Here is a 24,339-nt window from a genome sequence, read left to right as displayed (position 1 = left end):
TCACGGGCAACGAGTCGGCACAACGCGGTGCTGCCCGGCACAGCGCGGCGCACGGCCGAGCAGGCGCCGATCCTCGCACGGGAGTGCGGAGGTTGCGCAAGCCCTTGCCTACCCGATGGGCCGTCATGTCCCTTTTGCTGCCTCGAGTCGGACGGTGACGCATCGACAAGTCGTCACCTGACCGTCCGTCATGACGTCCCGCCACCGATCACCCACGGCCTCGCTCCGTCACGCCACGTCGGGCATCGGCAACGGCCTCTTCTCGATCGCCGCCGCCATCACCTCCGGGAACAGGTCGGGCGTGCAGGCGAACGCCGGTGCCCCCAGCGCGGCGAGCGCGGCCGCGTGTTCCCGGTCGTACGCCGGTGCCCCTTCGTCCGAGAGCGCCAGCAGCGTCACGAACTGCACCCCCGACGCCTTCATCGCCGAGACCCGCTTGAGCATCTCGTTGCGGATGCCTCCCTCATAGAGGTCGCTGATCAGCACGACCACCGTCTCCGCGGGCCGGGTGATCTGCGACTGGCAGTACGCGAGCGCACGGTTGATGTCCGTACCGCCGCCGAGCTGCGTCCCGAACAGGACGTCGACCGGGTCGTCGAGTTGGTCCGTGAGGTCGACGACCGCCGTGTCGAAGACGACGAGTCGCGTGGAGATCGTCCGCATCGAGGCGAGCACCGCTCCGAAGACCGATGCGTACACGACCGACGCCGCCATGGATCCCGACTGATCGATACAGAGGATGACCTCCTTCTTGGTGGCCTGGGTCGCCCGCCCGTAACCGATGAGCCGCTCCGGCACGATCGTGCGGTACTCGGGCAGGTAGTGCTTGAGGTTGGCCGCGATGGTGCGGTTCCAGTCGATGTCGTGGTGGCGGGGCCGGTTGATGCGGGCGCTGCGGTCGAGCGCGCCGGTCAGGGTGGCCCGGGTGCGGGTGGCGAGCCGCTTCTCCAGGTCCTCGACGACCTTGCGCACGACGGCCCGTGCCGTCTCCTTCGTCGTCTCGGGCATGGCCTTGTTGAGCGACAGCAGCGTGCCCACCAGATGCACGTCGGCCTCCACCGCCTCCAGCATCTCCGGCTCCAGCAGGAGCGTGGCGAGTCCGAGCCGGTCGATGGCGTCGCGCTGCATGACCTGCACGACCGAGGACGGGAAGTACGTCCGGATGTCCCCGAGCCAGCGCGCGACGGACGGCGCCGACGCCCCGAGTCCCGCCGAACGGTCCCGGCCGCTCTGCGATGTGCCGTCCTTCTTGCCGTAGAGCGCGGTGAGGGCCCCGTCCATCGCCGCGTCCTGCCCGGACAGCGCGCATCCGGTGCCGTCCGCCGCGTCGCCGCCGAGCACCAGTCGCCAACGCCGCAGCCGCTCCCGCGCCGGGTCCGTCACCTCGGCCGTCATCCGTCGCCTCCCCCGCGAAGCCGCTCCCACAGGGGGATCACCGGCACGGTCGTCGCCGGCCGGGCTTCCGCCCGGGACCCGTTCGTGGCGGAGCCCCCTTCGTCGGCCCTCGTCGTCGGCTCTCTCAGTGCGTCGCTCGTCATCCCGCCACCCCCATCAGCTTCTTCTCGATGCCCTCTTGATCTTCTTCGTCCATCCCGAGCAGCAGCCGCAGCACCGGCAGCACCGCGTCCGCGCGCGCCGGGTCCGGTTCGGCCGCGAAGCCGGGCAGGCCGGTGCCGGCGGCTGCCGCGCCTCCCCGGGCGCCGGGTCCGCGCCGGACCAGTTCGCCGAGGGTCCGGCGGACCCCGGGTTCGTACGCCGAGAACGTGCGCCGCAGCAAGGGCAGCACGTCCGTGAACGCCTCCGCCGGCACGCCGGTCAGCCACGCGTCGACCAGCCCGAGCAGCCCTTCGTCGTGCACCAGGAGCATCCCGCCGCCGGAGCCTCCTCCGACGAAGCCCTCGATCCACGCGGCCGCGTCCGCGGGCGGCGTGCCCGGTGACAGGACGAGCCCCATGAGCCGTGCCGCCTCGTCCTGCGCCAGCTCCCCGTCGTCGAGCAGCAGCCGCACGGCCCGCCCCCGGATCACCCCGGGCACGGTGTCCCGCCCGGCCAGCACCCGCAGCACCGACTGCCAGCGCGCTCTCAGGTGGCCGTGTCCCGCTGCCGGGCTGTCACCCAGGAGCGCGACGGCTCCGTGCACCGCGTCCACGTGGCGCCGCATCTCCTCGGCGGCGTCGGCGTCGAGCGCGGCGCAGGCCGGGGGCAGGCCGACGAAGACCCGCTCGGCCAGGCCGGCGGCGACCTCCCCCAGTGCTTCGGTGTCCGTGCCGCGCACATCGCCGTAGCGCAGGGAGCGGACCAGGGCCGGCAGCGCCTGGGCGAGGTGGCCGACGTCCGTGTCGAGGGCCGCCCGGTCGGCGAGGATCCGCATCACGGTCGGCAGCGCGTCGGGCAGTCCGGCCAGCAGGCAGCGCTCGGCGAGTGCGGTGACGTCGGCCAGGCCCTCCGCGGCGACGGCGTCCGCCTCGGCCTTGGCGGTCGCGGCGGACAGTACGGTCGTCCCCCACACCCCCGCCTCGGCCACCCGTACGGACAGCTCGGGCTCCCAGCGCAGCCGCCACGTCTCCCGGAACGTGCCCGTGCTGCCTCGCGAGGCGGCCGGTTCGCCCCAGGCGATGCCGAGCAGCCGCAGCCGGTGCAGCAGCCTGCTGCGGGCCGAGTCGGTCTCCTTGCGGAGGTCGAGCTCCAACTCCCGCTCCAGTGCCTCCGGCTTCAGCCGCAGCCTGCGCTGGAGCCGGGCGAGGTCCCGCTGCAACGGAACCGCCGGTGCCGTCGACGGCACCTCCCCCAGCACGTCACCCACGACCAGCCGGTCCCGCACCAGGGCCAGCGGCACGTCCGAGCCCTCGCACATCACCGCCCGCACCGCGTCGGTCGTCTCGCTCAGGCCGGGCAGCGGACGCCCGCGCATCGCGGCGAGCGTCTCGGCCAGCCGCACCGCCTCGATGACGTGCGCGGAGGAGACGATCCGGTCCTCTTCGCGCAGCAGCCCCGCCACCTTCGTCATCCACCGCTCCACCGGCCGGTCCGGGGCGCTGAACAGGTGCCCGTACCAGCCCGGCGAGTCGATGCCGGCTCCGTATCCGCTGGTCCGGGAGAGCCTGCGGTGGGTCCACGGCACCCATGTCATGTCGGTCTTGACCTTGGGCAGCCCCTTGAGCAGCGCCTTGTCGGCGGCGACGGTCGTCCTCTGCCGCAGGGCGGGCACGTGCCAGGCGCCGCAGACGACGGCCACGCCGTCCTCGAACTCCCTTTGCGCGGCCCGCACCTGGAGCCGCATGTACGCCTCCCGCACCAGGTCCCGGTCGTGGCCCCCGCTGCCGTAGGTCTCCCGCAGGGCGCCCATGGCCTCCTCCAGCGCGGTGAACGGCGCGAGCGCGTCCCCCTCCCCGGCGCCCCGGTGCTCGACCACGTCCTCCCACCACCGCTCCGGGTCGTCGTAGCCCGCGGTCTCGGCGAGCACACCGAGCGGGTCGATCCGCACGTCGGCGGAGCCGGGGGCGGTGTCAGGGGCGGTGTCAGGGCCGGCGCCGTCGTCGCCCTCGCCCTCGCCGTCCGCCGTCTCCGCGTCAAGGGGGGACTCCCCCTCCCCTGCCGCCTCGTCCTCCTGCCTCCCCCAGGCCAAGGTGTGCGCGGCGGGCAGGTCGATGAAGCGGGCCGGTATCCCCTGCTCCACGGCCCAGCGGAGGGCGACCCACTCCGGGGAGAACTCGGCCAGCGGCCAGAACGCCGAGCGGCCGGGCTCGTCCACGGCATGGGCGAGCAGGGCGACCGGCGGCCGCATCTCCTCGTCGGCGGCGAGCGGGATCAGCGCGTCCGCCTCGGGCGGCCCCTCGATCAGCACGACCCCGGGCCGGGTCTCCTCCAGCGCCGCCCGCACCGCCCGGGCCGAGCCCGGCCCGTGATGCCGCACCCCGAGCAGCACCGGCCCCGCCTCGGCCGCCCGGCCCACAGGCCTTTCCACTGCCGTCACTTGGTTCCCTCCCATCCCTGTCCCGGCCCCGCGACCGACCCCCGCCCCGCGTCGCTCACACGCTCACCTCGCGGCAGGCCCGGTAGAAGTCCTTCCAGCCGTCGCGCTCGCGGACGACGGTCTCCAGGTACTCCTGCCAGATGACGCGGTCGGCCGCCGGGTCGCGGACCACCGCGCCGAGGATGCCCGCGGCGACATCGCCCGGCCGCAGCACGCCGTCGCCGAAGTGGGCGGCCAGCGCGAGACCGTTGGTGACCACGGAGATCGCCTCGGCCGTGGACAGCGTGCCGCTGGGCGACTTCAGCTTCGTCCGGCCGTCGGACGTGACCCCGTCGCGCAGCTCCCGGAAGACCGTGACGACCCGGCGGATCTCGTCCAGGCCCTCGGGCGCGGCCGGCAGGTCGAGGGAGCGGCCGATCTGGTCGACTCGGCGCGAGACGATGTCGACCTCGGCGTCGGGGCTCTCCGGCAGCGGCAGCACGACCGTGTTGAAACGGCGGCGCAGGGCGCTGGACAGGTCGTTGACCCCGCGGTCGCGGTCGTTGGCGGTGGCGATCAGGTTGAAGCCGCGGACGGCCTGCACCTCCTGCCCGAGCTCCGGTATCGGCAGCGTCTTCTCCGACAGGATCGTGATGAGCGTGTCCTGCACGTCGGCCGGGATGCGGGTCAGCTCCTCGACGCGGGCGGTCATGCCCTCCGCCATGGCCCGCATGACCGGGCTGGGCACGAGGGCGTCGCGGCTCGGGCCGTGGGCGAGCAGCCGCGCGTAGTTCCAGCCGTAGCGGATGGCCTCCTCCGGGGTGCCGGCGGTGCCCTGCACCAGCAGCGTGGAGTCGCCGCTGACCGCTGCGGCCAGGTGCTCGGACACCCACGTCTTCGCCGTGCCCGGCACGCCGAGCAGGAGCAGGGCGCGGTCGGTGGCGAGCGTCGTGACGGCGACCTCGACGATGCGGCGCGGGCCGATGTACTTCGGTGTGATCACGGTGCCGTCCGGCAGTGTGCCGCCGAGCAGGTACGTCGCGACCGCCCACGGCGACAGCTTCCAGCGGGCCGGGCGCGGACGGTCGTCCTGCGCGGCCAGCGCGGCGAGTTCACCGGCGAAGGCGTCCTCGGCGTGCGGTCGCAATGCCTGGGCCGATTCCGTCTCCCCCGCTTCGACGGGCGTCGGCCCAACGGACACAGTCATGGCGAAGTCCCCCTCCAGCTCGGCCGGTTCGGATCTGCCACCAACGTTGCACCACACCACTGACAATCCGTTCTGACCTGCGGAAACGCCTTGCCGGAAGCGCTCGCGGACCCGATTGTCAGTGGTGGGATCTACCTTCGACGACATGACTCAGCAGGGGGTGCGCTGGACCGCGGACCAGGTGCTGGCACTGGCGCCTGACGCCGCATCACGCAAAGCGGGAAGCAAACTCGGAGCGGCGGGGCCGTGGTCCGAGGCGGGGAGTTCCGACGAGGGGACGGTGTGGGGGCTGTGCAAGGGCAGCGGAAGCAAGCCGTATCAGACGGTCGTGGACCTCGCGGACGCCTCCGGGCCCGCGTACAAGTGCAGTTGCCCCAGCCGCAAGTTCCCGTGCAAGCACGCGCTGGGGCTGCTGCTGCTCTGGGCGGGCGGCGACGGGGCGGTGCCGACGGCGGAGGCGCCGGAGTGGGCCGCGCAGTGGACAGCGGGGCGGCGCAGACGCGCGGAGGAGAAGAAGGCCGGGGAGGGCCCGGGTACGCCCTCGGCGTCCGCTGATCCGGACGCGGCACGGCGCCGGGCCGAGCGCCGTGCCGAGCGGGTCACGGCGGGCGCGGTGGAGCTGGAGCAGCGCCTGACGGACCTGCTGCGCGGGGGCCTGGCGTCGGCGGAGCAGTCCGGCTACGGCCTCTGGGAGGAGACGGCGGCCCGCATGGTCGACGCCCAGGCACAGGGCCTGGCCGCCCGCGTAAGGGAGTTGGGGGCCATCCCGTCCACCGGCCCGGGCTGGCCGGTGCGGCTGCTGGAGGAGTGCGCGCTGCTGCACCTCCTCGGCCAGGGCTGGCTGCGCCGCGAGCGGCTGCCGGACGGCCTGGCCGCCACGGTCCGCGCCCGCATCGGCCTGCCCGCCTCCGCGGACGGCCCGCCGGTGCGGGACAGCTGGCTGGTCCTCGCCCAGTACGACACGACGGACCCGCGCCTGACGACCCGCCGGATCTGGCTGTACGGCGCCGACTCGCACCGCACCGTGCTGCTCCTCTCCTACGGTGCCGCCGGCCGCGCCCCGGAGCTGGCGCTGCCGGTGGGGCTGTCCCTGGAGGCGGAGGTGTCCGCGTACCCGGGCGCCGGGCAGCCGCGGGTGGCCCTGGGCGAGCAGTTCGCGCCGCCCGCGCCGGCGGCGATACGTCCCCCGGGGCTGACGACGTCGCAGGCGGCGGCCCGTTACGGCGACGCCCTGCGCGACGACCCGTGGCTGGAGTCCGTCCCGGTGACGCTGGACCGGGTCGTCCCGACCCCGGACGGCGACTCCTGGCAGCTGGCGGACGCCGACGAGGACGCGGCGCTGCCGCTCACTCCCGCCGCGCGTTCCCGGCCGGGCCTGTGGCGGCTCGTCGCCCTGTCGGGCGGCGCCCCGGTCCGGGTCTTCGGCGAATGCGGACACCAGGGCTTCACGCCGCTGACGGCCTGGCCCGAGGGCCCGGGCGACGCGATAACGCTGTGCTGACCCAGCGCGCACCCGACCGCCCGAGCGGCCCCGCCCTTCTCACAACACCACGCATCTTTCAGGCATCACGGGACAACCGGTAAGGGTGAGCCTTCAACCACCTCCGGGCGCCCCGCGGAAAGGAAGCTCATGACCAGGACCTCCGCTCCTGTGGACGCGCCCGTCACGGGCGCCTGGGAGGGGCTCGTCACCACGGCACTGCTGGGCACGGACCGACGCACCCCGCCCGGCACCGCACCGGGCCCGGACGCACCGGCGGCCCTGCTGGACGCGGCGGCCGTGGAGACGGTACGGCGGCGGGCCGGCCTGCGTCCGGCGCGGGCGGCGGAACGTCCGCAGCCGGCCCCGGAGGACCCGCGTCCGCCCCTGCCGCAGGCGGCCGCCCGCAGACTCGCGATGCTGCTGGCCGACCGCCCCGGCGCGTCCGGCGGCGGCCGCCGGGGCACCGCGCCCGATGTGATGGAACTGCTGCCCCAGTGGCTCGCGACGGCGAACGCCCGTGGTTTCGCGCCGCCTCCGCAACTGCTCCCCGCGCTGCTGGACGCGGCCCGGGGGCGTACGGACCTGCGCCCCGCGGCGCTGGAGTTCGCCGGACCGCGGGCCCTGTGGCTGGCGCGCCTGAACCCGGACTGGCGGTTCGCCCTGCGCTCGACACCGGGCGGCGGAGCGTCCCTGCCGCACCTCGAGGACGACGACAGGGTGCAGCGGCTCTGGCAGGAGGGCCTGTTCGCCGAACGGGTCGCCCTGCTGTCCGCGCTGCGCTCCCGCGAACCGGCCGCCGCGCGCGCCCTGCTGGAGACGACCTGGGCGACGGAGCGGGCCGAGGACCGCCTGATGTTCCTCGACTCCCTGCGCACGGCCCTGACGCCGGACGACGAGCCGTTCCTGGAACAGGCCCTGGCCGACCGCAGCCGCAACGTCCGGGCGACGGCGGCGGAACTGCTGTCGGCGCTGCCGGGTTCGGCGCTCGCCGCGCGGATGGCGGTCCGGGCGGCGGCCTGCGTGGCCATCGACCACGCGCACTCCACCGGTACCGCGCAGGACAGAGGAACCCCGGGAACAGTGCATGCCCCCACCCCGACGATCGTCGTCGAGGCGCCGCACGAGTGCGATCCGGGCATGGAGCGCGACGGCGTCGTGGCGAAGGCTCCCGCGGGCCGGGGCGAACGGTCCTGGTGGTTCGGCCAGTTGGTGGAGGCGGCACCGCTCGGGACCTGGTCACGGCGGCTGGGCGGGCGAACCCCCGGGGAGATCGTGGCGCTGCCGGTGGCCGACGACTGGCGGGGCGAGCTGCACGCGGCGTGGTGCCGGGCCGCGGTGCGCCAGCGCGATGCCGCGTGGGCACGCGCGCTGCTCGGCGAACCCTCGGCACCGGAAGCGGGCGGTCCGGGTGCGGTCTCCCTCGCCGAACGCGCCAAGCTGCTCGGCACGCTGGGCGCCGCCGAACGGGCCGAGTGGGTGGCCGGCTTCATCGCGACGCACGGCCTGTCCGAGGCCTTCCAGCTGCTCGGCGTGTGCGCGGTGCCGTGGGCCCCGCCGCTCGGCCGGGCGGTCGTGGACGCGCTCAACATCGCTCGGGACGCGGGGAGTTATCCATGGAGTTTCAGCGGAGTCATGGGCCTGGCCGAGCGCTGCCTCGACCCGTCCGAATCCGGCCGCCTCGACGCCCTGCTGGCCGTACCGGACGAGGCGGAGAACGCGTCCCCGGGAGCCGGTGGCTACTGGGCGGAGGCCTTCCAGCGCCTGGTCACGACACTGCGTCTGCGCGCGGCGATGACGGAGGAACTGAGCGCGCCATGACGGCGTCCGGTCTCATCCCAGGCCGGGCACCGGCCGCGGTGCCAGGCCTGCACCCGCCAGCAGCCAACGCCCCACCCGCAGGCGACGTCCCGGCCACACGAAACGCCCGGCCCCCAGCCGACATCCCGTCCACAGGCAACGCCACGGGCAACGCCCCGCAGTACTCCGGCCGGACCGCCGGAGGCCTACGCCTCGGCCGGCTGGCGGCGTACGTTCGCCCGGACCCAGTCCACGATCGACGCCGTCGTCGCACCCGGCGTGAAGATCTCCGCGACGCCCTTCTCCTTCAGCAGGGGGATGTCCGCCTCGGGGATGATCCCGCCGCCGAAGACCAGGATGTCCTCCGCGTCCCGCTCCTTGAGCAGCTCGATCACCGCCGCGAACAGCGTGTTGTGCGCGCCGGAGAGGATGGACAGCCCGATCGCGTCGGCGTCCTCCTGGATCGCGGTGTCGACGATCTGCTCGGGGGTCTGGTGGAGCCCGGTGTAGATGACCTCCATACCGGCGTCGCGCAGGGCCCGCGCGATCACCTTGGCCCCGCGATCGTGGCCGTCGAGCCCCGGCTTGGCCACCACTACGCGGATCGGACCGGCTGCCACACCCATCACTGCCTCCATGAAGCGTCTACATCCATCCGTTCCGACAAGTACCGCATACATCGGACACGCCGTACATGCCGCACACACCGCACAGGTCCGCCACGAACCACCCGGGCAAGTGAACGAACGTTATCTCCAGGATCCCGTAACCGGCAGTTTCGCAGTACGGACCGAGGGGGAAATCACACGATGGGACAAGCGCAAGGGGAGCCGCAAGGAGGTCGCCGTACCGCCGCGCCACCCACCACGCACCGCGGCGGTACGGCACTTCGGCGAAGGCACACAGGGCACGCAGGACCAGCACCGCACGCACAGCACGCAGGGCAGGCACGGCACCACGGCGGGAAGCCCCGTCACCTCACCGACGACGGAACTCGTCGCACCACCGGCGTCACCCACGCCACATGCCGCGCACAGCCCTCGCAGCTCACGCGGCTCACGCCGCCCGCGCGGTCAGCGCCGGCCGTCTTCGCAGCAGCTTTCCACGAGAGCACACGGGGGGCGGAGCCGTCCTCCCGCGTGCCGACAGGAGGTCGGCCATGAAGGTCACCAGGGCGGCTCTGCCCTTTCTTCCGCTCTGCCAGCGCCTGCTGCCGAGCCGGCTGGCGGGACTCTCCATGGCCCTGCTGAAGGCCACCGCCCTGGAGATCGCGATCCTGGCCGGGCACCTCCTCCTGTACCCCTCCGGCATCACCCAGGAGCGGCGAACCCCCGTCCCGCCCTTGCCCACCGGGGACGGCGCCGCCCAACTGCCCAGCCAGGCCAAGCCCCCCGTCGTCCTGCTGCACGGCTTCATCGACAACCGCTCGGTTTTCGTCCTGCTGCGCCGCAGCCTCGCCCAGCACGGCAGGCAGCAGATCGAGTCCCTCAACTACTCGCCGCTGACCTGCGACATACGCGCCGCGGCCGCGCTGCTGGGCCGGCACATAGAGGAGGTCTGCGAGCGCACCGGAGCCCGGCAGGTCGACGTCGTCGGGCACAGCCTCGGCGGTCTGATAGCGCGTTACTACGTGCAGCGGCTCGGCGGCGACACGCGCGTCCGGACGCTCGTGACACTCGGCACGCCGCACTCCGGCACCCGAGTCGCGCCACTGGCCGACGCGCACCCCATCGTGCGCCAGATGCGCCCCGGCTCACCGGTGCTCGAGGAGCTCACTCGGCCCGCCCCTGGCTGCCGTACGCACTTCGTCAGCTTCTGGAGCGACCTGGACCACGTGATGGATCCGCTGGAGACGGCCCGCATCGACCATCCCGATCTGTCGGCGCAGAACGTGCGGGTGACCGGCATCGGCCACCTCGCCCTGCCCGTGCACCCCGCCGTCGCCAACGGGATACGGCAGGTCCTCGACACGGCCCGCCCGGGTGAACCGTCCGCCGGGCGCGCCGACGGCCTCACGGTGGCCTGACACCGGCCGGGTCCGCTCGCCGCTTCCACCACCCGGTCGGGCGACAGTCGGCGCCCGACCGTCACACACGGCTCACAGACTCGTCATACAGGTGACGCACCGCATCGAAGCACCCACCAGCATCGAACAAACCTCGAACACAGAGCCAAACTCGCGTCCGCAGTCCGCCAAAACACGGCCGAATGCCCGTTTCCTGCGCGCGTGAAACCTGCCGAAGATTGTCGTGCCCGCGTACCGCCGGGTACAGTCGCCGCACTGCTCTGGCAGCCCCTGTTGTCGAGGCGAAAGAGAAGTTGGTGAACGACCGTCACCCGTCGGGGACCATGACCCCGGCTCCGGCTTCCGACGCCGCCTCGGCGCACTACGCGTCGTACGGCACCCAGGAAGCCCAGTACGGCGACTTCACCACGTACGGCGACTACGGCGCCACCGGTTTTGACCCCGGTACGGACGGCTCCGGTTTCCCCGCCACCGGGCACGCCACCGCGAGCTTCGCCACGGACCCCCTCTTCGGCGACATGCCGGGCAGCGGCCAGGACACGGGCACGTACGACACCGGCCACTGGCCCACGGGCGGGCACGAGAACCCGCACTACGACGCCTACGCGGCCCAGCACCACGCCGCCTACGACACCGGCGTCTACGACACGACCTCCTGGACGGCCGAGCAGCAGCCGCTGTCGGTCATCCCGCCGCAGGCCACGTCCCCCGACAGCACGGGACAGTGGGACGCGGGCGCCTGGCTCCAGCCCGACCAGTCGGGCAACCCCGCCGACCAGACCCAGCAGTGGGAATGGGGCACGCAGGCCTTCGACACCGGCGCCTACGACGCCACGCAGTGGAACACCGACGGCGCGGCCGCCGCCCCGGCCTCCGACGGGTACGAGCACCACGGCGAGTCTCCCGACGGGTACGAGCACCACGGCGAGCCCTTCGACCAGCGCGAGACCGCGACGTTCGAGCAGGTCGCCTACGACGAGTCCACCGGGGCCGCCTACCACGACCCCGCCGCGGACGGCGGTGAACCGGCCGCCACCGGTGAACTCCCCACCGTCACCCCCCTCCTGGACGGCCAGGAAGAGGTCGCTCCGGCCCCGGGCTCACGCGCCGCCTCGCGCGCCGGGTCCCGTTCCCGCCGCCGTACGCCTCCCAAGCGCTCGGCGCTGCTGACCATCGCGGTGCCCTCGGCGTGCGTGATGGGCGTCGCCGGGATCGCCGCCGCCTCCGTCGGCAGCCTCACCGACGACGGCGCGGCCGAGGCGCACACGACCGCGGCGGACGCGCAGCCGGTGAAACCGGCCGCCGCCAACAACAAGCTGGACACGCAGCTGCAGAGCCTCGCCGCCGGCGCCGACGACTTCGCCGACCGGGCCAGCCGGACGCAGGAGCGCATCGACCTCAAGGCCCAGCAGGCGGCCGAGCGGAAGCGGGCGGCGGAGGAGGCGGCCCGCAAGGAGCGGCTGCGGCCGAAGTTCGCCCTGCCGGTCGCGCAGCACGGACTCAGCGCCTACTACGGCCAGTCCGGCATCAACTGGATGTCCCTGCACACGGGCATCGACTTCCCCGTGTCGTACGGCACGACCGTGATGGCCGCGACCGACGGCACCGTGCGCACGCAGTGGAACAGCGCCTACGGCAACATGATGATCGTGACCGCCAAGGACGGCACGGAGACGTGGTACTGCCACCTCTCCACGTACACGGTGCCCTCCGGTACGACCGTCAAGGCCGGCGATCCGATCGCGCGCTCCGGGAACTCCGGCAACTCGACCGGCCCGCACCTGCACTTCGAGGTGCGCCCGGCCGGTGGCTCGCCGATCGACCCGCTGCCGTGGCTGCGCAGCCACGGCATCAACCCGACGTAACGTCCCGGCAGCCCCCGCCGGTTGAGCAGACGGGGGCCCACCAGGTCACTTCACGGCGCTACAGCTTCTCCACCGGCGCGTACCGCAGCAGCAGCCGCTTCGGCTTCGTGTCGCCGAAGTCGATCGTGGCCTCGGCGTTCGCGCCCGTGCCCTTGACCGCGACGACGGTCCCGAGCCCGAACTGGTCGTGGGTGACCCGGTCCCCCACGGCCAGCGACACCACCGGCTTCTCGGCGGCGCGGCGCGTGGCGAACCCGGACGCGCCCGAGGCCGACGACCGCGAGCGGGACGAGGACAGCGAGGACGCCACCGCCGAGACCGGCCCGGAGGAGGCGGGAGCGGTCGCTCCCGTCCGCTTCCACTCCACGTGGGCGGCGGGGATCTCCTCCAGGAACCGGGAGGGCGGGTTGTACGACGGCTGGCCCCAGGCGCTGCGCAGCGTGGACCGCGTCAGATACAGCCGCTCCCGGGCGCGCGTGATGCCGACGTAGGCCAGGCGCCGCTCCTCCTCCAGCTCCTTGGTCTGGCCGAGGGCGCGCATGTGCGGGAAGACGCCGTCCTCCATGCCGGTGAGGAAGACGACCGGGAACTCCAGACCCTTGGCGGTGTGCAGGGTCATCAGCGTGATGACGCCGTCGCCGTCCTCCTCGTCGGGGATCTGGTCGGAGTCGGCGACCAGCGCGACCTGCTCGAGGAAGTCGGCCAGGGTGCCCCCCGTGGCGGTGGCCCCCGGGGTTTCCGCCTCCGCGCCGCGCTCCTGCTCGAACTCCATGGCGACGGCGGCGAGTTCCTGGAGGTTCTCGATCCTGGTCTCGTCCTGGGGGTCGGTGGAGGCCTGCAGCTCGGCGAGGTAGCCGGTGCGCTCGAGGACGGCCTCCAGCACCGTGGCCGGTCCGGCGCCGGACTCGACGATGGTCCGGAGGTCCTCCATCAGCGTGTTGAACCGCTTGACGGCGTTGGTGGAGCGCGCGGCCATGCCGTACGCCTCGTCGACGCGCTTGAGCGCCTGCGGGAAGCTGATCTTCTCCCGCTGGGCGAGGGCGTCGATCATCGCCTCGGCGCGGTCGCCGATGCCCCGCTTGGGGACGTTGAGGATCCGGCGCAGCGGCACCGAGTCCTCCGGATTGGCCAGGACGCGCAGGTAGGCCAGGACGTCCCGGACCTCCTTGCGCTCGTAGAAGCGGACGCCGCCGACGACCTTGTAGGGCAGGCCGACGCGGATGAAGACCTCTTCGAAGACACGGGACTGGGCGTTGGTGCGGTAGAACACGGCGACGTCGCCGGCCTTGGCCTCGCCCGCGTCCGTGAGGCGGTCTATCTCGTCGGCGACGAACTGCGCCTCGTCGTGCTCGGTGTCGGCGACGTAGCCGGTGATCTGCGCACCCGTGCCCGCGTTGGTCCACAGGTTCTTGGGGCGGCGGGACTCGTTGCGCTCGATGACCGCGTTGGCCGCGCTGAGGATCGTCTGCGTGGAGCGGTAGTTCTGCTCCAGCAGGATCGTCGTCGCGTCCGGGTAGTCCTCCTCGAACTGGAGGATGTTGCGGATCGTCGCGCCGCGGAAGGCGTAGATCGACTGGTCGGCGTCACCCACCACGCACAGCTCGGCGGGCGGGATCTCGGCCTCGGGCGGCACGTCGACAGGGTGCTCGGTGGTGCCGACCAGCTCGCGGACCAGGGCGTACTGGGCGTGGTTGGTGTCCTGGTACTCGTCGACCAGCACGTGCCGGAAGCGGCGGCGGTAGTGCTCGGCGACGTCCGGGAAGGCGCGGAGCAGGTTGACCGTCGTCATGATCAGGTCGTCGAAGTCGAGGGCGTTCGCCTCGCGCAGCCGCGACTGGTACATCGCGTAGGCCTGGGCGAGGGTCTTCTCGAAGCCGTCGGATGCCTGGGCGGCGAAGTCCTCCTCGTCGATCAGCTCGTTCTTCAGGTTGCTGATCTTGGCGCTGAAGGACTTGGGCGGGAAGCGCTTGGGGTCGAGGTCCAGGTCGCGGCAGACCAGGGCCATCAGGCGCTTGGAGTCGGCGGCGTCGTAGATCGAGAACGAGGACGTGAAGCCGAGCTTCTTGCTCTCCCGGCGCAGGATGCGCACGCACGCGCTGTGGAAGGTCATCACCCACATGGCGTTGGCGCGCGGGCCGACGAGCTGCTCGACGCGCTCCTTCATCTCGCCGGCGGCCTTGTTGGTGAAGGTGATCGCGAGGATCTGGCCCGGGTGCACGCCGCGCTCGGCGAGCAGGTGGGCGATGCGGTGCGTGAGCACACGGGTCTTGCCGGAGCCGGCGCCGGCCACGATGAGCAGCGGGGAGCCGGAGTGGACGACGGCGGCGCGCTGGTTGTCGTTCAGCCCCTCCAGGAGGGCGGCCGTGTCCACGACCGGGCGTGGGGCGCCGTCGCGGTAGTAGGCGTCCCGGTCCGGCGGCACGTCGAACTTCCCGCCGAACAGATCGTCCGGAATCGACTCCGGAGCGTGATCGTCCTCGGGCGGCGGCGGGGGCTCGTCCGCGGGGCCCCGCTGGGCCTGGAGGTCCGCCAGGAAGCTGTCGTCAAAGAGGCTGCTCATCGCTCTCCGAGTCTAGGGCGCCCCACTGACAGCCCGCCGCCGCCCTGAGAACATCGCCCCGCCACGGGTCCCCGCCGACCGCCCGGCGGCGCGTTGTCACCCTCCAGCGCGGCGTGATCACACCCCGCGACGGCACCACAATCGCGGATAACTCGTGACCAATCCCCCTTGATCGCTCACTCTCGGCGACGCTCATGAATAAGGTCACGAAAATGTATCGGGCATATCACCCATCAACCTTCACAGGAGCCACACGAGTTGGCTACGGTGCGAACGGGCCGCATGACCCCCACCGGCGAACGTCGCCGGGCCGCGCGGCCTCCGCCGAGTCCGGCGCGCCGCCGAGCAGCCGGAGCCGGGGACCCACCGAGACCTTGGGGTGAATCGGCCCGACTCCCCTAGCGGAGCAGGCCGTAGGGCAACCCTTCCGAGATACCCGCCCGAACCCGACAGCTAACCCGGTAGGCGGAGCATGGAAGGAGTCGCCTCCCTTGGCGTCGCACCGCAAGTCGCGTCCTACGGGTACGCGCATGGCAGGCATACGGACCCCCGCCCTCGCAACGGCGGCCCTCACCTCCGTGGCCCTGCTGTCCCAGTCGGCCAACGCAGCCCCCGAGGCCGACGAGAAGCCCAGCCTGGAGGAAGTCGAGAAGAAGGTCGGCGACCTGTACCGCCAGGCCGAGTCGGCGACCGACAAGTACAACGCGGCCAAGGAGAAGACCGCGAAGCAGCGCAAGCGCGTCGACACCCTCCTCGACGACGTCGCCCAGCGCACCCAGAAGCTCAACGCGGCGCGGGAGGAGCTGGGTTCCTTCGCCGCCGCCCAGTACCGCACCGGCGCCTCCGCCCCGGACACGGCGACGTTCCTGCTCGCGGACACCCCGCAGGACTACTTCGACCAGACGCAGCTGATGGACCGGATGACCGGCCGTCAGAAGGTCGCGGTCGACGACTACGTCACCCAGCAGTCCGAGACGATGAAGAAGCGCCAGGAGGCCACGGAGAGCCTCACGACGCTCACCGAGTCCCAGAGCGACCTGAAGACCGCCAAGGCCACCGTCCAGCGGAAGCTCGCCGACGCCCGCCGGTTGCTGTCGCAGCTGACCGCCGAGGAGAAGGCGCGACTGGCGGCGATCGAGAAGGAGAAGCAGCAGGAGGCCGCCCGCAAGGCCGCCGAACTGGCCCGGGAGCAGGCCGCCCAGCAGCAGGCCCAGGACCAGGCCCCCCAGCAGCAGGAGAGCGGCTCCCCGGCGTCGGGCTCCGGCACCTCCTCGGCCGCCCCGGCCGACTCCTCGTACGCCACCAAGGCCGAGAAGGCCCTCGCCTTCGCCCGCGCCCAGATCGGCAAGCCGTACGTGTGGGGCGCCGTCGGTCCCGGCTCCTACGACTGCTCCGGCCTCACCCAGGCCGCGTGGAAGGCCGCCGGGGTGACCCTGCCGCGCACGACCTACGACCAGGTGAACGCCGGCACCACGGTCCCCCTCTCCCAGGCCCAGCCCGGTGACCTGGTCTTCTTCTACGACGACGTCACCCACGTGGGCCTGTACATCGGCAACGGCATGATGATCCACGCCCCGAAGCCCGGCACCTACGTGCGCGAGGAGTCGATCTACTACGACGGCGAGTCGGCGATCCACAGCGTGCTGCGGCCCGCCTGAGAAGTCCCGGACGTTTTTGAGGGGCACGCGCGCGTGCCCCTCTCGTCCTGTGCGCGGCGCTCTCTAGCATCGGCGCTATGTCCGACCCCTCCCCGTCTGTCACCTTGTGGGCGACGTACGCCCTGACGACCGGCACGTTGTCGGTCGGTCTCGACGCGACGGGGTACGAGGTCCTGTCCCGGATCGCCCTCGCCCTGGCCTGCGCGGGCTGGCTGGGGGCGGTCGCGCACGCCCTGCTGCGGCTGCCCCGGCCGGCCTGGCGGAGGGCATCGGCGGCAGCGCACACCTGGGTGGCCGCGACCGGCGTCACCGGCGCCGGCTTCTCCGCGGCCGGCCTGCAGCGCCCGGCCGCGGCACTGCTGGCGCTCGCCGCGCCGCTCTGGGCCGTGCTGCTCGTCGCGGCGGCCGGGGAGCGGCACGGGACCGTGTTCCTGCGCTGCGTGGCCACCCAAAGCCTCGCCGTGCTCGGTGCCACGCTCGCCGCCGCCGAGTCGGTGGCCTGGCTCGCGCACGCGGCCCTGACGCTGTTCTGGCTGGGGCTCGTGCTCTACTGCCTCGCCCTGTTCCGTTTCGAGCCGCGGCAGGTGACCGAGGGGCTCGGGGACCACTGGCTCCTGGGCGGAGCGCTCGCCGTCTCGGCGCTGGCCGGGGCGAGGCTCCTCAGCGCCGGCGGCGGCCGTCTGTACCTGTGGAACGACGAGGACCACGCCGTCCTCGGCAGGGTCACCGTCACGCTGCTCGTGCTCACCGGGGTCTGCTGCGTGGCCCTGTTCACTGCGGAGCTCTTCTGGCCCCGGCGCCGTTACGACGGGCGGCGCTGGGCGACCGTGTTCGGCGCGGTCGGGACGGCGACGGCCGCCCTGGCGGTCGCCGCCGCCCTCGACGCCCCCTGGCTCGACGTCCTCGGGGAGGCACTGCTGTGGATCGCGGTGGCCGCGTGGCTGGGATGCACGGCCTGGACGGCCACCTCGGCCCGGGCAGGCGCGCGGACGGGACGGGTCAGGTCCAGAGCACGGCGATGAAGACGTTCGCCGCGGTCAGCAGCCCGACCAGGCCGAACAGGCCCTTGTCCACCTTCTCGTCGTCGCGTTTGACGTAGACCAGGCCGAGGATCACGATCAGCAGGGCCAGCTTCACGCCGATCTTGATGTTGTTCACGGACTGGTCGTCGGCCTGGTTGAGGCCGACCAGGATCACACCGGTGACCAGCATCGTCAGCGCGCCGTGCAGCATCGCGGGGGTGTACCGGGCGGTGCCCTCGCCCATCGCCTTCATCTGGGTGAGGAAGCCGCCCAGGAGCGCGGCGATGCCGATGATGTGGAGGCCGACGAAGAGGTGGATGAGTACGTCCATGAGGCCGGAGCCTAATGAGGGCCCCGGCGCCTCCCGACACCGGCCCATCGATGCATATATGCGGCCCCATAGCACCCCATCACCGTCACTCGGGCACGAATCGACACATCGGTCATCACGCTGAGTTAAGCCGACGACGCCGAGACCGGATCACGGTCGCATACGGTCACCGCCGGTCCTCTCGGGACAGTTCCGCGCACCCGCCCCCGCCCCGGCACGGCGAGGTTTAGCGTCCTCCACCAGGTGACCGGCTCCCCACCGCCGCCCGGGCCAGGGGCGGCAGTCGGGCACCACCGCCGAGAAGGTCCGGCGGCGGTCCGCTCCCCCCTGTGCGGGCCGTCGCCGGACGCGCAGGCCGCCCGTCCGCTCCCCCGGCGGCCGTACGCACCCAGCGGCGGTCGAGGAAAGGACGTGGCCTGAAGGTGGCAGCGCACCGCAAGCCCCGACAGCGCTCGGCGAGCGGCAACACGGCCCGTACGGCCGCCACGATCGCACTCGCCGGCGCGGCGACCGCGACGGGCCTCGACGGGACCGGACACGCCGAACCACAGCTCACCCCCGGCCAGGTCAAGGCCAAGGTGGACAAGCTGTACCAGGAGGCGGAGGTCGCCACCGAGAAGTACAACGGCGCGAAGGAGAAGGCCGAGGCGGCGGGGCAGCGCCTGAAGGATTTCCAGGACCAGGCCGCCCGCGCGAAGCAACGGCTCAACTCGGCCCGCGAGGACCTGGGTTCGGTCGCCGCAGCGCAGTACCGCGCCGGCGGCCTCGACCCCGCCCTGCAGCTCGCCCTGTCCGACGACCCGGACCGCTACCTCGAGAACGCCGAGTTCGTCGAACGGGCCGGCAACCGGCAGAAGGCCGCCGTCGGGCGCGTACGCAAGCAGCTCCGGGAGATCGAGCAGCTGCGCGGGGCCGCCCACATCGAGCTGACGTCCCTGAAGTCGCGGCAGGCGGAGCTGAAGCGGCACAAGAAGACCATCACCGGCAAGCTGGGCTCCGCGCGGCAGCTGCTGTCCCGGCTCGACGCGCAGGAACGTTCCAGGCTCGGAGAAGCGCCGGGCACCGACCGCGCCTCACGCTCCTCGACGGGCCCGCGCGACCACCTGGCCGCCCCGGGATCCGGCACCGCCCAGGCACCCAACGCCCGCGCGGCCGCCGCCGTGTCCTACGCCTACCAGAAGCTCGGCAGCCCCTACGTCTGGGGCGCGACCGGCCCGAACGCCTTCGACTGCTCGGGCCTCGTCCAGGCCGCGTACCGCGCCGCGGGCGTCTCCCTGCCCCGCACGACGTACTCCCAGATCGACGCCGGCCGCCGCGTCTCCCGCTCCGAACTCCTCCCCGGTGACCTGGTGTTCTTCTACGCCGGCATCAGCCACGTCGGCATCTACGTGGGCAACGGCCGGATGATCCACGCCCCGAACCCCTCCGCGCCGGTCCGGGTCGCCCCGCTCGACGAGATGCCGTACGCCGGTGCCACGCGGGTGGTCTGAGCCGGTCGGGCCACGCCCGGGTGGCCCGACCGCGCCGACGTCACACCAGCCGGCGAGCCGTCGCCCAGCGCGTCAGCTCGTGCCGGTTGGAGAGCTGGAGCTTGCGGAGGACCGCCGAGACATGCGACTCGACCGTCTTCACGGAGATGAACAGCTGCTTGGCGATCTCCTTGTACGCGTATCCCCGGGCGATGAGCCGCAGCACCTCGCGCTCGCGCTGGGTCAGGCGGTCCAGGTCCTCGTCGACCGGCGGCGCGTCCGTGGAGGCGAAGGCGTCCAGGACGAACCCGGCCAGCCGCGGCGAGAAGACCGCGTCGCCCTCCTGGACACGGAAGATGGAGTCCACGAGGTCCGTGCCCGTGATCGTCTTGGTGACGTACCCACGGGCCCCGCCCCGGATCACTCCGATCACGTCCTCCGCCGCGTCCGACACGGACAGCGCCAGGAAGCGGACCGGCTGCTCGGAGTCGGCCATCAACGCGGCGCAGCGGCGCAGCACCTCCACCCCGCCGCCGCCCGGCAGGTGCACGTCGAGCAGGACCACCTCGGGCCGGGTCGCGGTGATGACCGTGACCGCCTGGTCGACGTCCGCGGCCTCGCCGACGACCTCCACACCGGTCTGCTCGGTCTGCCCGATCTCGGCCTGCACGCCCGTACGGAACATGCGGTGGTCGTCTACGAGGACCACGCGCACGCGACGCCCGGTGCCGCCGCCCGACTCCGCGGGCCCGGCCGCCTCCGCCGATCCCGCCGTACCGTTCGCCTCGGTGGGGTCGCTCATGACGTCTTCTCCGCCCTCTCCATCTCCAGCTCGACCTCCGTGCCGCCGTCGGGCACCGCGCGCAGTCGCGCCGTACCGCCGTTGCGCTCCATGCGGCCGATGATCGATTCTCTGACACCCATCCGGTCGGCGGGTATCGAGTCGAGGTCGAAGCCGGGGCCGCGGTCCCGGACGGACACGAAGACCGTCTTCCCCTCGACCTCGGCGAAGACCTGTACGGCTCCGCCCTCGCCACCGTACTTGGCGGCGTTCACCATTGCTTCGCGCGCGGCCTGCAGCTGCGCGCCGATCCTCTCGTCGAGCGGGCAGTCGCCCACGACCACGACCTCGATGGGCACACCGTGCTTGTCCTCCACCTCGGCCGCGTTGCGCCGCACGGCGTCGGCGAGGGTCGTGGGTTCGTCGGCCTCGTCCTTGCCGGTGCCCTCCGGCTTGTAGAGCCAGGTGCGCAGGTCGCGCTCCTGGGCGCGGGCGAGGCGGCGCACCTCGTTCGCGTTCTCCGCGTTGCGCTGGATCAGGGTGAGGGTGTGCAGCACCGAGTCGTGCACATGGGCGGCGACCTCCGCGCGCTCCTGGGCCCGGATGCGCATCAGGCGCTCCTCGGAGAGGTCCTGTGTCATGCGGACGAGGTACGGGCCCGCCAGCAGCGTTATCCCCACGAGGACCGCGAGCGCCGCCTGCAGGACCGAACCGAGATGAGCGGCGGAGCCCTGCAGGACGAAGATGCCGGAGACGCCGGCCGTCACCAGCAGTACCCCGCCCACCGAGCGCAGCAGCGTGACCGTGCGCCGACGGCGGCCGACCTCGGCCCAGCGGGCCCGGCGGGCGTTGTCCGCCTGCCGCCAGACCAGGGCGACGCCCGCGCCGACGAGGACGGCCGGCCAGAGGTAGGCCCTGGCGCCGCCGCTGAGGTTCACGTTGCCCACGAAGACCATGGCCACCACGACCATGAGGAGCAGGGCCACTATCTGGCCCTTGTCTGGCCTGCGCGTGACGAGTCTGCGCCGGCCGTCGGGCGAGGTCTCCGTCGTGACGAGGGAGGGCGGCTTCTGCGCCTCGACCCCGCCGACGCCGAGCGGGACGAAGAACCAGAACGCGGCGTACAGCAGCGCACCGAGGCCGTCGGCCATGAACAGGCCGATGAAAACGAGCCGTACCCAGATCACGGGCAGCCCGAGATGACCGGCGAGGCCCCGCGCCACCCCGCCCAGCCAGCGTCCGTCGCTGCTGCGGTAGAGCTTGCGCGGCGGCCGCGGTTCGGCGAGTGGCGCTGCTGCGGCTTCCGACATGCCATTGATGGTCACATGTGCGGCAGGCCGGAGCATCAGGGTCGACCCCGGAGACTCCCCTGATCTCCGCGGACCGGTCCGTCGAACGCTTCCCGAGCCATCCCTCAGGGCCGATATCAGGGTCCGGCCAGGGTCGTTCCGACTGCCGCCGCGGCGCCGCGCCCGTCACCATGGACCCATGACCGATCACGAGCACGCCGCGACGGGTCCGGGACCCGGCTCCGGCCCGCGCCCCGCACCGGGCGCCGGGCCGCAGGATGCCGCGCCCGCCGCGGGCGCCGCACCCGCCGGCCCCTCCGCGCCCCCGCGCGCACACGGCCACGCGGACGCGGAAGAACAGGGAGCGGAAGAACAGGGAGGAGCACCCACCGCACCTGAAGCAACACCGGGAACACCTGGAACTCCTGGGACATCTGGAACACCTGGAACATCCGGCGCACCCGGAACACCTGGCGCACCCGAAGCCCCTGACGCGGCCGACCCCGCCGCCGAACCGGACCCTGCCGGCCCTCCTCCCCGTTTCCGCCGCGACCGCCGCCACAAGACCCTGGCCGGCGTCTGCGCCGGACTCGGGCGGCAGTGCGACATGGACCCGGTGATCTTCCGGATCACCCTCGCCGTGCTCTCCGCCACCGGCGGCCTCGGCCTCCTCTTCTACGGCTTCGCCTGGCTCTTCGTCCCGTACGACGACGAGGAGAACGAGGTGCGCAAGCTCCTCACCGGCCGCGTCGACGGCCAGGCCCTGACAGCCGTGCTGTTCGCGCTGGTCGGCTGCGGCGTGTTCCTGACCATGCTGAACAACGGCGGGGTGCTGACCTTCGCCGTCGTCCTCTCCCTCCTCCTCGCGGGCGCCGGCTACTGGTCGCGCCGGCGCGGCGCCCCCAGCCCCGACCCCCTCGCCGCCCAGGCGGCCGCCGACGCCCCGCCGGAGCCCCAGGCCCCGCCGGTGCCCGCCGCCTTCCCCTCCTGGTGGCGCGACCCCATCGTCAAGGACGGCACCCACATCGGAGGCACGGGCTACCTCTGGGGTCCCCGTGACTCCCGCGACCTCGACGTGGCGGCGGCCATCAACATCAGCCTCGGCACCCAGCCCGGCGCCCGCGAGGACCTACCCGCCCCGCACACCAGGCCGCCCAAGCCACGCGGCCCCCGCTGGATCGGCGGCTGGGTCTTCCTCCTGGCCCTGCTCGCGGGTGCCCTGGGCACGAACCAGACGTGGGACGGGCACCCGCTCGGCACCAGCCTGCAGACGGGCCTGTCCTGCGCGCTCGTCGTCCTGGGCCTGGGCATAGCGGTCAGCGCCTTCCTGGGACGGACGGGGGCGGGCTCCATCTTCCTGGCGATCATCACGGCAGGCCTGCTCGCCGGCTCTGCGGCCATGCCCAAGAACATCGGCACGCACTGGACGCGCACGACCTGGCAGCCCACCGCGGTGGCGGACGTGCGGGAGCAGTACGAGCTGGGCGCCGGCGTCGGCACCCTGGACCTGACCCGGCTGAACGTGCCCGAGAGACAGACCGTGGCGACGCGCGCCGACGTGGGCGTGGGCCAGGTCAAGGTGCTCGTACCGGAGGGCGTGACGGTGCGGCTCAGCGTCGACGTGGGCGTGGGCGACCTCCAGCTGCCGGGCGACGACAAGAAGGACGTGGACGTGAAGCCGGGCCAGCACAAGCAGATAACCCTCTCCCCCGCCGCGGGAGCCAAGAAGTCCGGCACCATCGACCTGGACCTCCAGGTCGGCATGGGACAGGCGGAGGTGACCCGTGCTGCGTCATGAATTCCAACCCGGGAAGCTGGTCGCCGGCACCGTCCTCACCCTGGCCGGCGTCCTCTACGCCGGTGACGCGGGCGGCGCCTGGGAGACCCCCTGGTTCGTGGCGATACCCCTCGTCGCGGGCGGACTGTGCCTGGCGGGCGCGGTGGCGCTCGTGACGGGCCTCGTACGCCGCCGCCGCAGGACGGGCCGCACCACGACGGACGGGCCGGGCCCGGACGTGGCGGTGTGACGGCGAGGCACCGCCCGCCCACCGCACAGCCCGTCGCGCTACCGGTACCCCGCCCTCCGCTGCCGTCGCCGGGCCCGCAAGGCGGCGTCCAGGGACAGCAGCGGGGCCCCCGCCAGGACGAGGGGGATCCAGGCCATGAGGTAGGCGAGGTCGTTGCCGTAGTAGTACGGATCGGAGGCCCAGCTCACGGTCAGCCACAGGCTGAGGGAGATCAGCGCGCCGCCGAGTGCGGCCAGCCGGGCGAACAGGCCGAGGAGGGTGCCGATGCCGACGGCCAGTTCTCCGAAGGCGATGGCGTAGCCGAAGCCGACGGGGTTCTTCAGGGAGAGGTCGACCAGGGCGGGGATGGCGGAGGAGTCGCGGACGGCACGCATCATGTCGCCGATCGATCCGGACCCGGCTTCCTTCATGAAGGCACTGTCGGTGATCTTGTCCAGGCCGGCGTAGATGAAGGTGACGCCGAGGAAGACGCGAAGGGGAAGGAGGGCGTAGCGGACGGCCGTGTCCCGCCAGTCTCCTCCGCCGCCGAAGTGGGGGGTGTGCGTGTCCGTTCTCGTACTGTGAGTCATCGCTGCTAGCCGCCTCTCGCCCGCCGGTGCCGAGACCCCCTCAACAGACCATACGTACGACAAACCGACCCGGCTCAATCCTGCGCACGCGGCTTTTTGCCAACCCGCCGAGCCGAACGACCGCCGATGGCGGGTGCCGCAACCACGCGGCCCGCACCCGCGCACGGCGGCAAGGGGACGTGTCGGAGGCCCCGCCCGCGGCGGTTGGCGCGTCAGCGCCAGTCAGTCGGTAAGTGGGTCCATCGCGCCGTTCCGGGGACGGACACCCCCTGGCGCGGCCCCGACCCCCACCCGGCGTCAGGA

Annotated in this window: 18 protein-coding genes and 1 riboswitch; of the genes, 9 read left to right on the top strand and 9 right to left on the bottom strand. The window is 72.8% G+C overall.

The window, feature by feature from the left end:
* Window positions 1-228 precede the first annotated feature (228 nt).
* The 3 genes from C1703_RS24365 to C1703_RS24355 all read right to left on the bottom strand — a co-directional run bounded on the left by C1703_RS24365 (window position 229) and on the right by C1703_RS24355 (window position 5,159).
* The gene (locus tag C1703_RS24365) at window positions 229-1,395 is read right to left on the bottom strand and encodes a VWA domain-containing protein (RefSeq protein ID WP_114254855.1); all 1,167 of its coding nucleotides are present in this window, start codon (window positions 1,393-1,395) and stop codon (window positions 229-231) included.
* A gap of 139 nt (window positions 1,396-1,534) precedes the next feature.
* Window positions 1,535-3,988 carry a DUF5682 family protein gene (locus C1703_RS24360; protein WP_114254854.1) on the bottom strand — a complete coding sequence of 818 codons (2,454 nt, stop codon included), beginning with the start codon at window positions 3,986-3,988 and terminating at the stop codon, window positions 1,535-1,537.
* Window positions 3,989-4,028: 40 nt separating this feature from the next.
* Window positions 4,029-5,159 carry an AAA family ATPase gene (locus C1703_RS24355; protein WP_114254853.1) on the bottom strand — a complete coding sequence of 377 codons (1,131 nt, stop codon included), beginning with the start codon at window positions 5,157-5,159 and terminating at the stop codon, window positions 4,029-4,031.
* Window positions 5,160-5,304: 145 nt separating this feature from the next.
* On the opposite strand from C1703_RS24355, the gene C1703_RS24350 reads away from it, so the two are divergent.
* Together C1703_RS24350 and C1703_RS24345 are read left to right on the top strand one after the other, a co-directional pair.
* Window positions 5,305-6,660 (top strand): SWIM zinc finger family protein, encoded by a 1,356-nt coding sequence (locus C1703_RS24350; RefSeq protein WP_114254852.1) that lies wholly within the window; start codon window positions 5,305-5,307, stop codon window positions 6,658-6,660.
* Window positions 6,661-6,789: 129 nt separating this feature from the next.
* Complete coding sequence (locus C1703_RS24345; protein ID WP_114254851.1) at window positions 6,790-8,460, top strand: DUF5691 domain-containing protein; 1,671 nt, start codon at window positions 6,790-6,792, stop codon at window positions 8,458-8,460.
* 185 nt (window positions 8,461-8,645) lie between these two features.
* On the opposite strand, the gene C1703_RS24340 is transcribed toward C1703_RS24345, so the two are convergent.
* A complete protein-coding gene (locus tag C1703_RS24340) occupies window positions 8,646-9,065 on the bottom strand; it encodes a cobalamin B12-binding domain-containing protein (RefSeq protein WP_031119938.1) in 420 nt (139 codons plus the stop codon).
* 533 nt (window positions 9,066-9,598) lie between these two features.
* On the opposite strand from C1703_RS24340, the gene C1703_RS24335 reads away from it, so the two are divergent.
* Complete coding sequence (locus C1703_RS24335; RefSeq protein ID WP_114254850.1) at window positions 9,599-10,465, top strand: alpha/beta fold hydrolase; 867 nt, start codon at window positions 9,599-9,601, stop codon at window positions 10,463-10,465.
* A 182-nt stretch (window positions 10,466-10,647) separates the two neighbouring features.
* Window positions 10,648-12,330 (top strand): M23 family metallopeptidase, encoded by a 1,683-nt coding sequence (locus tag C1703_RS24330; RefSeq protein WP_114254849.1) that lies wholly within the window; start codon window positions 10,648-10,650, stop codon window positions 12,328-12,330.
* Between the two features lie 58 nt (window positions 12,331-12,388).
* Here the strand turns inward: C1703_RS24330 and pcrA are convergent, their stop codons facing one another.
* Window positions 12,389-14,890, bottom strand: coding sequence for a DNA helicase PcrA (gene pcrA / locus C1703_RS24325; RefSeq protein ID WP_114254848.1), 2,502 nt, complete (start codon window positions 14,888-14,890; stop codon window positions 12,389-12,391).
* A 312-nt stretch (window positions 14,891-15,202) separates the two neighbouring features.
* Window positions 15,203-15,373, top strand: a riboswitch (cyclic di-AMP (ydaO/yuaA leader).
* Between the two features lie 8 nt (window positions 15,374-15,381).
* Between pcrA and C1703_RS24320 the strand changes: the two genes are divergently transcribed.
* Complete coding sequence (locus tag C1703_RS24320) at window positions 15,382-16,548, top strand: C40 family peptidase (RefSeq protein ID WP_114254847.1); 1,167 nt, start codon at window positions 15,382-15,384, stop codon at window positions 16,546-16,548.
* 77 nt (window positions 16,549-16,625) lie between these two features.
* Window positions 16,626-17,570 carry a hypothetical protein gene (locus C1703_RS24315; RefSeq protein ID WP_114254846.1) on the top strand — a complete coding sequence of 315 codons (945 nt, stop codon included), beginning with the start codon at window positions 16,626-16,628 and terminating at the stop codon, window positions 17,568-17,570.
* Here the strand turns inward: C1703_RS24315 and C1703_RS24310 are convergent.
* Window positions 17,548-17,901 carry a hypothetical protein gene (locus tag C1703_RS24310; RefSeq protein WP_114254845.1) on the bottom strand — a complete coding sequence of 118 codons (354 nt, stop codon included), beginning with the start codon at window positions 17,899-17,901 and terminating at the stop codon, window positions 17,548-17,550. The two genes, C1703_RS24315 and C1703_RS24310, sit on opposite strands and share 23 nt — an antisense overlap.
* Window positions 17,902-18,323: 422 nt before the next feature.
* On the opposite strand from C1703_RS24310, the gene C1703_RS24305 reads away from it, so the two are divergent.
* Window positions 18,324-19,391 carry a C40 family peptidase gene (locus C1703_RS24305; protein WP_114254844.1) on the top strand — a complete coding sequence of 356 codons (1,068 nt, stop codon included), beginning with the start codon at window positions 18,324-18,326 and terminating at the stop codon, window positions 19,389-19,391.
* Between the two features lie 40 nt (window positions 19,392-19,431).
* Here the strand turns inward: C1703_RS24305 and C1703_RS24300 are convergent, their stop codons facing one another.
* The gene (locus C1703_RS24300) at window positions 19,432-20,172 is read right to left on the bottom strand and encodes a response regulator transcription factor (RefSeq protein WP_114254843.1); all 741 of its coding nucleotides are present in this window, start codon (window positions 20,170-20,172) and stop codon (window positions 19,432-19,434) included.
* Entirely contained in the window at window positions 20,169-21,461 is a 1,293-nt protein-coding gene (locus C1703_RS24295; RefSeq protein ID WP_114254842.1) for an ATP-binding protein, read from the bottom strand. The genes C1703_RS24300 and C1703_RS24295 overlap by 4 nt, the downstream gene beginning before the upstream one ends.
* 178 nt (window positions 21,462-21,639) lie before the next feature.
* On the opposite strand from C1703_RS24295, the gene C1703_RS24290 reads away from it, so the two are divergent.
* Complete coding sequence (locus C1703_RS24290) at window positions 21,640-23,238, top strand: PspC domain-containing protein (protein ID WP_114254841.1); 1,599 nt, start codon at window positions 21,640-21,642, stop codon at window positions 23,236-23,238.
* Window positions 23,225-23,467 carry a hypothetical protein gene (locus tag C1703_RS24285; protein WP_114254840.1) on the top strand — a complete coding sequence of 81 codons (243 nt, stop codon included), beginning with the start codon at window positions 23,225-23,227 and terminating at the stop codon, window positions 23,465-23,467. The genes C1703_RS24290 and C1703_RS24285 overlap by 14 nt, the downstream gene beginning before the upstream one ends.
* A gap of 38 nt (window positions 23,468-23,505) precedes the next feature.
* On the opposite strand, the gene C1703_RS24280 is transcribed toward C1703_RS24285, so the two are convergent.
* Window positions 23,506-24,036, bottom strand: a complete 531-nt coding sequence (locus C1703_RS24280) for a DoxX family protein (protein WP_114254839.1) — start codon at window positions 24,034-24,036, stop codon at window positions 23,506-23,508.
* Between the last annotated feature and the right edge of the window lie 303 nt (window positions 24,037-24,339).

The organism is Streptomyces sp. Go-475 (genome assembly GCF_003330845.1).
Taxonomy (GTDB): Bacteria; Actinomycetota; Actinomycetes; order Streptomycetales; family Streptomycetaceae; genus Streptomyces.
Note: the sequence above shows the minus strand (reverse complement) of the source record. Positions and strands in the feature narration are given on the sequence as shown.

Bases quoted from the DNA above. Each gene is read 5' to 3' on its own strand.
- C1703_RS24300 (WP_114254843.1), bottom strand. From the start codon at position 20,172: ATGAGCGACCCCACCGAGGCGAACGGTACGGCGGGATCGGCGGAGGCG.
- C1703_RS24290 (WP_114254841.1), top strand. From the start codon at position 21,640: ATGACCGATCACGAGCACGCCGCGACGGGTCCGGGACCCGGCTCCGGC.
- C1703_RS24340 (WP_031119938.1), bottom strand. From the start codon at position 9,065: ATGGGTGTGGCAGCCGGTCCGATCCGCGTAGTGGTGGCCAAGCCGGGG.
- C1703_RS24310 (WP_114254845.1), bottom strand. From the start codon at position 17,901: ATGGACGTACTCATCCACCTCTTCGTCGGCCTCCACATCATCGGCATC.
- C1703_RS24280 (WP_114254839.1), bottom strand. From the start codon at position 24,036: ATGACTCACAGTACGAGAACGGACACGCACACCCCCCACTTCGGCGGC.
- C1703_RS24335 (WP_114254850.1), top strand. From the start codon at position 9,599: ATGAAGGTCACCAGGGCGGCTCTGCCCTTTCTTCCGCTCTGCCAGCGC.
- C1703_RS24295 (WP_114254842.1), bottom strand. From the start codon at position 21,461: ATGTCGGAAGCCGCAGCAGCGCCACTCGCCGAACCGCGGCCGCCGCGC.
- C1703_RS24355 (WP_114254853.1), bottom strand. From the start codon at position 5,159: ATGACTGTGTCCGTTGGGCCGACGCCCGTCGAAGCGGGGGAGACGGAA.
- C1703_RS24315 (WP_114254846.1), top strand. From the start codon at position 16,626: ATGTCCGACCCCTCCCCGTCTGTCACCTTGTGGGCGACGTACGCCCTG.
- C1703_RS24350 (WP_114254852.1), top strand. From the start codon at position 5,305: ATGACTCAGCAGGGGGTGCGCTGGACCGCGGACCAGGTGCTGGCACTG.
- C1703_RS24330 (WP_114254849.1), top strand. From the start codon at position 10,648: ATGCCCGTTTCCTGCGCGCGTGAAACCTGCCGAAGATTGTCGTGCCCG.
- pcrA (WP_114254848.1), bottom strand. From the start codon at position 14,890: ATGAGCAGCCTCTTTGACGACAGCTTCCTGGCGGACCTCCAGGCCCAG.
- C1703_RS24365 (WP_114254855.1), bottom strand. From the start codon at position 1,395: ATGACGGCCGAGGTGACGGACCCGGCGCGGGAGCGGCTGCGGCGTTGG.
- C1703_RS24360 (WP_114254854.1), bottom strand. From the start codon at position 3,988: ATGGGAGGGAACCAAGTGACGGCAGTGGAAAGGCCTGTGGGCCGGGCG.
- C1703_RS24345 (WP_114254851.1), top strand. From the start codon at position 6,790: ATGACCAGGACCTCCGCTCCTGTGGACGCGCCCGTCACGGGCGCCTGG.